Annotated in this window: 6 protein-coding genes and 1 tRNA gene; all 7 read right to left on the bottom strand. The window is 70.7% G+C overall.

Features of this window, described 5'->3' with window-relative positions:
* The coding region (locus CKO13_RS10120; RefSeq protein WP_200260411.1) for a translation initiation factor IF-2 associated domain-containing protein at positions 1-523 on the bottom strand (523 nt) is incomplete at its 3' end.
* Between the two features lie 50 nt (positions 524-573).
* On the bottom strand, positions 574-2,079 hold the full coding sequence (gene nusA, locus CKO13_RS10115; RefSeq protein ID WP_200260408.1) for a transcription termination factor NusA: 1,506 nt from the start codon (positions 2,077-2,079) through the stop codon (positions 574-576).
* Between the two features lie 37 nt (positions 2,080-2,116).
* Positions 2,117-2,572, bottom strand: a complete 456-nt coding sequence (rimP, locus tag CKO13_RS10110; protein ID WP_200260405.1) for a ribosome maturation factor RimP — start codon at positions 2,570-2,572, stop codon at positions 2,117-2,119.
* Positions 2,573-2,619: 47 nt separating this feature from the next.
* Positions 2,620-2,696, bottom strand: a tRNA-Met gene (locus CKO13_RS10105).
* Positions 2,697-2,782: 86 nt separating this feature from the next.
* Entirely contained in the window at positions 2,783-4,240 is a 1,458-nt protein-coding gene (gene nuoN / locus CKO13_RS10100) for an NADH-quinone oxidoreductase subunit NuoN (RefSeq protein ID WP_200260402.1), read from the bottom strand.
* Between the two features lie 16 nt (positions 4,241-4,256).
* Complete coding sequence (locus CKO13_RS10095) at positions 4,257-5,771, bottom strand: NADH-quinone oxidoreductase subunit M (RefSeq protein WP_200260399.1); 1,515 nt, start codon at positions 5,769-5,771, stop codon at positions 4,257-4,259.
* A 44-nt stretch (positions 5,772-5,815) separates the two neighbouring features.
* Positions 5,816-6,002: hypothetical protein (locus tag CKO13_RS10090; RefSeq protein WP_200260396.1), on the bottom strand; the 187-nt coding region annotated here is incomplete at its 5' end.

Below are 6,002 nucleotides of genomic sequence, written 5' to 3'. Positions count from 1 at the left end.
GCGAGGCCGAGGCCTCGGCGCCCGCCTGCTCCGGCTGCGCCTCGCCCGAGGCGGCGCCCTCGCCGGCCTCCGCCGTGGCGGGCTGCTCCTGCGCCGCGCGCTGCGCCTCCTCGGCCTCGAGGGCGTCCTCGAGCTGCGCGGCGGCCTGCTGCTCCTCGGCCTCCTGCCGGCGCTTCTCCTCGGCCTCGATATCGCTGCGCTTGACGTAGGTCCGGCGCTTGCGGACCTCGACATTGACCGTGCGCGTCTGCCGCGGCCCGCGGCTGCCCGCGTCGCGGCCCGCCGGCATCTTGAGCTGGCTGTGGCTGCGGCGCTTGAGGGTGACCTTCTTGGGGCCGGCGCCGTCGTCCTGCTGGACCTCGCCGCCCTGGCGCAGGTGGGCGAGCAGCGTCGCCTTGTCCTCCGCCGAGAGGCTCGCCTCCGCATCGCGGGCCCCCAGGCCAGCCGCCTCGAGCTGGGCCTGCAGCCGCTCGACCGGGATGCCTACTGTCTCTGCAAACTGCTTGACCGTCGTCTTCGCCATACCCACTCTCCGGACGCGGGCCCGTTCACCGAGCTCGTCCTCTCCTCAGTTCATTCGGCCCGCTCGCTGTCGACGTCCGCTGCGAACCACGGCTCGCGCGCCTTCATGATCAGCTGCCCGGCGCGCGACTCGTCCATGCCCTCGACCTCCATGAGCTCGTCCACGGACTGGTCGGCCAGATCCTCGACGCTGGTGATCCCCCGCTCGCCGAGCGCCCGGGCCGTCGCCTCGTCCATGCCCTCGAGGGCGAGCAGCTCCTCGGAGGGCTGCTGCTCGCTGCCCTCCTCGGCGATCGCCTGGGCGAGCAGGACGTCGCGGGCCCGGTTGCGCAGCGTCTCGACGATCTCCTCGTCGAACTCCTCGACCTCGAGCAGCTCGGCGGTGGGCACGTAGGCCACCTCCTCGATGCTCGAGAAGCCCTCCTGGACGAGGACGCCGGCGACCTCCTCGTCGACGTCGAGGTTGTCGACGAAGAGCTGGACCAGCTCGCTGGCCTCGCGCTCGCTCTTCGCCTCCGCCTCCTCGGCGGTCATGACGTTGAGCTCCCAGCCCGTCAGCTCGCTGGCCAGGCGCACGTTCTGCCCGCCCCGGCCGATGGCCTGGGAGAGCTGCTCGTCGGCGACGGCGATGTCCATGGCGCCGCGATCCTCGTCGACGACGATGGACTCGATCTCCGCCGGCGCCAAGGCGTTGATGACGAACTGCGCCGGGTTCTCGTCCCAGGGGATGATGTCGATGCGCTCGCCGCCGAGCTCGTTGGAGACCGCCTGCACCCGCGAGCCGCGCATGCCGACGCAGGCCCCGATGGGGTCGATCCGCGGATCGAGGGCGCGCACCGAGATCTTGGCCCGCATCCCCGGATCCCGGGCGGCGCCGAGGATGTCGATCAGCCCCTGCCCCACCTCGGGGACCTCGAGCTTGAACAGCTCCACGAGGAAGGCGTTGCAGGTGCGGCTGACGAACAGCTGCGGCCCCCGGGGCTCGGAGCGCACGTCGCGCAGGTAGCCGCGGACCCGGTCGTTGGGCCGCACGCTCTCGCGCGGGATGAGCTCCTCGCGGGCGATGATCGCCTCGGCGTTCTCGCCGAGGTCGAGGATGGCGCTGCCGCGCTCCATGCGCTTGACCGTGCCGGTCACCAGGGTGCCGATCCGGCCCTGGTACGCCTCGACGATCTGGGCGCGCTCGGCGTCGCGGACCTTCTGCACGATGACCTGCTTGGCGGTCTGCGCGGCGATGCGGCCGAAGTCCACGGACTCGATGGGCTCCTCGACGTAGCCGCCGACCTCGGCGCCGGCGTCGCGCTGGCGCGCCTGCTCCAGGGTCACCTGCCGGTCGGGGTTCTCCACCGCCTCCTCGTCGGCGACCACCTCCCAGCGCCGGTAGGTCGCGTAGTCGCCGGTCTCCCGGTCGACGCGCACGCGGGCGTCGATGTCCTCGACGTGGCGCTTGCGGGTCGCCGAGGCCAAGGCCGCCTCGATGGCCTCGAAGATGACCTCGCGATCGACCCCCTTCTCATTGGAGGTGGCCTCAACGACCAGAAGGATATCTTTGCTCATGCCTCCGACTCCGCTCTCCTAACGGCAGCGACCGGGCTTACGGCTCGAGCTCGAGCCGCGCCCGGTCGATCAGCTCCAACGGGATCCGGCGCTCCGTCCCCTCGGTATCGAGCACGACCACCGCCTCGCCCTCGAGGCCCTGGAGCGTGCCCGTCACCCGCCGGCGCCCCTCGTACAGCTCCACGAGCCGCAGCCTCACCTGCTCGCCCCGGAATCGCTCGTAGTCGGACGCCTTGAAGATCGGCCGGTCGAGCCCCGGCGAGGAGACCTCGAGGTGGTAGGCCCCGGGGACCGGGTCCTCGATATCGAGCAGGCCGCTCACCTGGTGGCTCACCGCCTCGCAGTCCTCCACGCGCACGCCGGCCGGCGTGTCGATGAACACCCGCAGCGTGCGATTCCCCTTGGAGCCGACGAGCTCGACGCCGACGAGCTCGTAGCCGAGCCCCTCCACTGTCGGCTCCAGCAGGGAGTGAAGCGTCTGAACCTGCGACATTCGGCACCACAAAAAAAGCGGCTCGACGGCCGCTTTTCAAAGAAAGCTGGTAGCGGGGGCAGGATTTGAACCTGCGACCTTCGGGTTATGAGCCCGACGAGCTGCCTGACTGCTCCACCCCGCAATCGACAACGTGAATTATAGGCGTTACCCCGTTGGCTATCAAGGGCAAATTGCCGGCCCAACGGGGGCCATGGCGCGGGGCCGCCCCTAGAGCCCGAGCGCCGCCTGGCAGGCGGAGATCAGCCGCTCGGGGAAGATGCCGAGCACGAGCACGGCCGCGCCGTTGACGAGCAGCAGCGCCCGGATCGGCGCCGAGGCCCCGGGGGTCAGCGGCGCCGCCGAGGCGCCCGCCGCCTCGCCCGGGCGGTCGAAGTAGGCGGCCTTGAGCACGCGCAGGTAGTAGAAGGCGCCGATGACCGCCATGACCACGGCGAACAGGGCCATGGGCAGCATCTGCGCCTCCACCGCGGCCTTGATGACCAGGTACTTGGCGTAGAAGCCCACCGTCCCCGGGATGCCGGCCATGGAGATCATGAGCAGCAGCAGGACGCCGGCGAAGAGCGGGTGGCGCTCGTTGAGCCCGCCGTAGTCGGCGATCTCCTCGGCCTCCACCCCGGCGCGGGAGAGCACCGTGATCAGCCCGAAGCCGCCGGCGGCCATGATGCCGTAGGTCACCGTATAGAACAGCGCCGCGGCCTGGCCGGCGTCCGTGCCCGTGGCGAGCCCGAGCAGGATGAAGCCGGCGTGGGCGATGGCCGAGTAGGCGAGCATCCGCTTGAGGTTGGTCTGGACGATGGCCACCAGGTTGCCGATCAGCAGCGAGGCGACGGTCAGCAGCACGAGCATCGGCTGCAGCGAGGCGTGCATGGGGCCGAGGCCGTCGACGAGCAGGCGCATGAACAGCGCCACGGCGGCGACCTTCGGCGCCGTGCTGATGAACAGCGTCACCGGGGTCGGCGAGCCCTGGTAGACGTCGGGCACCCAGGCGTGGAAGGGCGCGGCGCCGAGCTTGAAGGCCACGCCGACGAGCATGAAGGTCATCCCGAACAGGAGCAGCAGCGGCGCCTCCTCGGCGGCGGCGGCCTCGGCGACGGCCGCCAGCTCCAGGCTCGCCGCCCCGCCGTAGACCATGGAGAGGCCGTAGAGCAGGATCCCCGAGGCCAGCGAGCCGAGGATGAAGTACTTCATCGCCGCCTCGGCGCCCCGGCGCGAGTCGCGGTCCATGGCGACGAGGGCGTAGAGCGGCAGCGAGAGCAGCTCGAGGCCGAGGTAGAGGGCGAGCAGGCTGCCGCCGGAGGCGATGACGAGCATCCCCAGCGTCGCGAAGAGCGCGAGCAGGTAGTACTCGCCCTTGAGCAGGCCGCGCTGCTCGAGGTAGGGGCGGGAGTACGCCAGGGCCAGGGCCGTGAGCAGGGTCACCGCGGCCTTGAGCAGCGCCCCCATGGCGTCGGCGACGTAGTGGCCGCCGAAGGTGGTGCCCTCCACCCCCCACTGGGTGGCCACGGCGAGCGCCGCCGTGGAGAGCAGCGCCAGCTGCGTGAGCGCGAAGGTCGCGCCGCGGCGCTGCCCGGGGGCGAACAGGTCGACCACCAGGACCGTGCACGCCGCGCCGAGGAGCCAGATCTCCGGCAGCGCGAGGGCGAATTGGGGCATCTCGAAGTCCATTGCCTCTCCTTAAGCCTTAGCGGGCAGCCGTGGGCGCGGCGCTGACCTCCTCGAGCAGCGCGACGAGGGTCGGCTCGACGACCGAGATCAGCGCCGCCGGGTAGAGGCCGAGGCCGATGACGGCGGCCGCCAGCACGCCGAGCGTCCCCAGCTCGCGGCCCTCGAGATCCTGCAGCCCGTCGACGCGCTCGTTGGCGACGGGGCCGAAGACGACGCGCTTGACCAGCCACAGGGAGTAGGCCGCGCCGACGATGAGCGTCAGGCCGGCGATGGCGGCGTACCAGAAGCTCGCCTGGTAGCTGCCGAGGATCACCAGGAACTCGCCGACGAACCCGGAGGTGCCGGGCAGGCCGGCGTTGGCCATGGCGAAGAGGACGAAGAGCGTGGCGAACACCGGCATGCGGTTGGCGACGCCGCCGTAGTCGGCGATCCGGCGGGTGTGGAGCCGGTCGTAGAGCACGCCGACGCACAGGAAGAGCGCCGCGGAGATGAAGCCGTGGGAGATCAGCTGCACGTAGCCGCCGGTCAGGGCCATCAGGGCCCCGTCGCCGACGCCCGCGGCGGCCATCTGGAAGATCACGAAGAAGCCGAGGGTGGCGAAGCCCATGTGGGCGATGGAGGAGTAGGCGATCAGCCGCTTCATGTCCTCCTGGGCCATGGCCACCATGCCGATATAGACGATGGCGATCAGCGACAGGGCGATCACCAGCCACGCCAGGTCCTGGCTCGCCCCGGGGACGATGGGCAGCGCGAAGCGCAGGAAGCCGTAGGCGCCCATCTTCAGGGTGATGGCCGCGAGGATCACCGAGCCGCCGGTGGGCGCCTCGGTGTGGGCGTCCGGCAGCCAGGTGTGCACCGGCCACATCGGCACCTTCACGGCGAAGGCGGCGAGGAAGGCGAGGAAGATCAGCGTCTGCGCCCCGGCGGCGAGCTCCAGGCCCTGGAAGTCGAGGATGCCGAAGCTCCCCGCCTGCATCCGCAGGTAGAGGAAGGCGAGGAGCATGAGCACCGAGCCGAGGAAGGTGTAGAGGAAGAACTTGATGGTGGCGTAGACGCGGTTGGCGCCGCCCCAGATGCCGATGAGCAGGAACATCGGCACCAGCATCGCCTCCCAGAAGACGTAGAAGAGGATCGCGTCGAGCGCCGCGAAGACGCCGATCATGATCCCCTCCATGATCAGGAAGGCGCCCATGTACTGCGCCGGGCGGTAGGTGATCGTCCGCCAGCCGGCGACGACCACCAGCAGCGTGGCGAAGGCGGTCAGCACCACCAGCGGCATGGAGATGCCGTCGACGCCGAGGTGGTAGTGGATGTCGAAGGTCGGCACCCACGCGAGCCGCTCGACGAACTGCATCCCGGCGCCGGGCTCGAAGCCGGCCCAGAGGGCCAGGCTGAGCGCGAACGCCGCCCCGGCCACCCCGGCCGCCGTCCAGCGCACCGCCGTCACGGAGCGCTCGCCGATGGCGAGCACCGCGGCCCCGCCGAGAATCGGCAGCCAGATGATCTGGCTCAGTAACCAACCGTCGAACATCCGTTCTTCCCCTGCTTACGTTGGTGCGCCCGGCGTCCCGCGCCCTAGATGAATAGGGTCCGCACGACGAACAGTGAGATCAGCAGCAGGACGCCGATGACCATGACGAAGGCGTAGTGGTAGAGGTAGCCGGTCTGCGTGTAGCGCAGCCCCGCCGCCAGCCGGCCGACGGTGCGGGCCGAGCCGTTGACCAGGAGCCCGTCGATGAGCCAGCGCTCCCCGGCCCGGGAG

The organism is Halorhodospira neutriphila (genome assembly GCF_016584055.1).
GTDB classification, from domain to species: domain Bacteria; phylum Pseudomonadota; class Gammaproteobacteria; order Nitrococcales; family Halorhodospiraceae; genus Halorhodospira; species Halorhodospira neutriphila.
Note: the sequence above shows the minus strand (reverse complement) of the source record. Positions and strands in the feature narration are given on the sequence as shown.

Bases quoted from the DNA above. Each gene is read 5' to 3' on its own strand.
- nusA (WP_200260408.1), bottom strand. From the start codon at position 2,079: ATGAGCAAAGATATCCTTCTGGTCGTTGAGGCCACCTCCAATGAGAAG.
- rimP (WP_200260405.1), bottom strand. From the start codon at position 2,572: ATGTCGCAGGTTCAGACGCTTCACTCCCTGCTGGAGCCGACAGTGGAG.
- nuoN (WP_200260402.1), bottom strand. From the start codon at position 4,240: ATGGACTTCGAGATGCCCCAATTCGCCCTCGCGCTGCCGGAGATCTGG.
- CKO13_RS10095 (WP_200260399.1), bottom strand. From the start codon at position 5,771: ATGTTCGACGGTTGGTTACTGAGCCAGATCATCTGGCTGCCGATTCTC.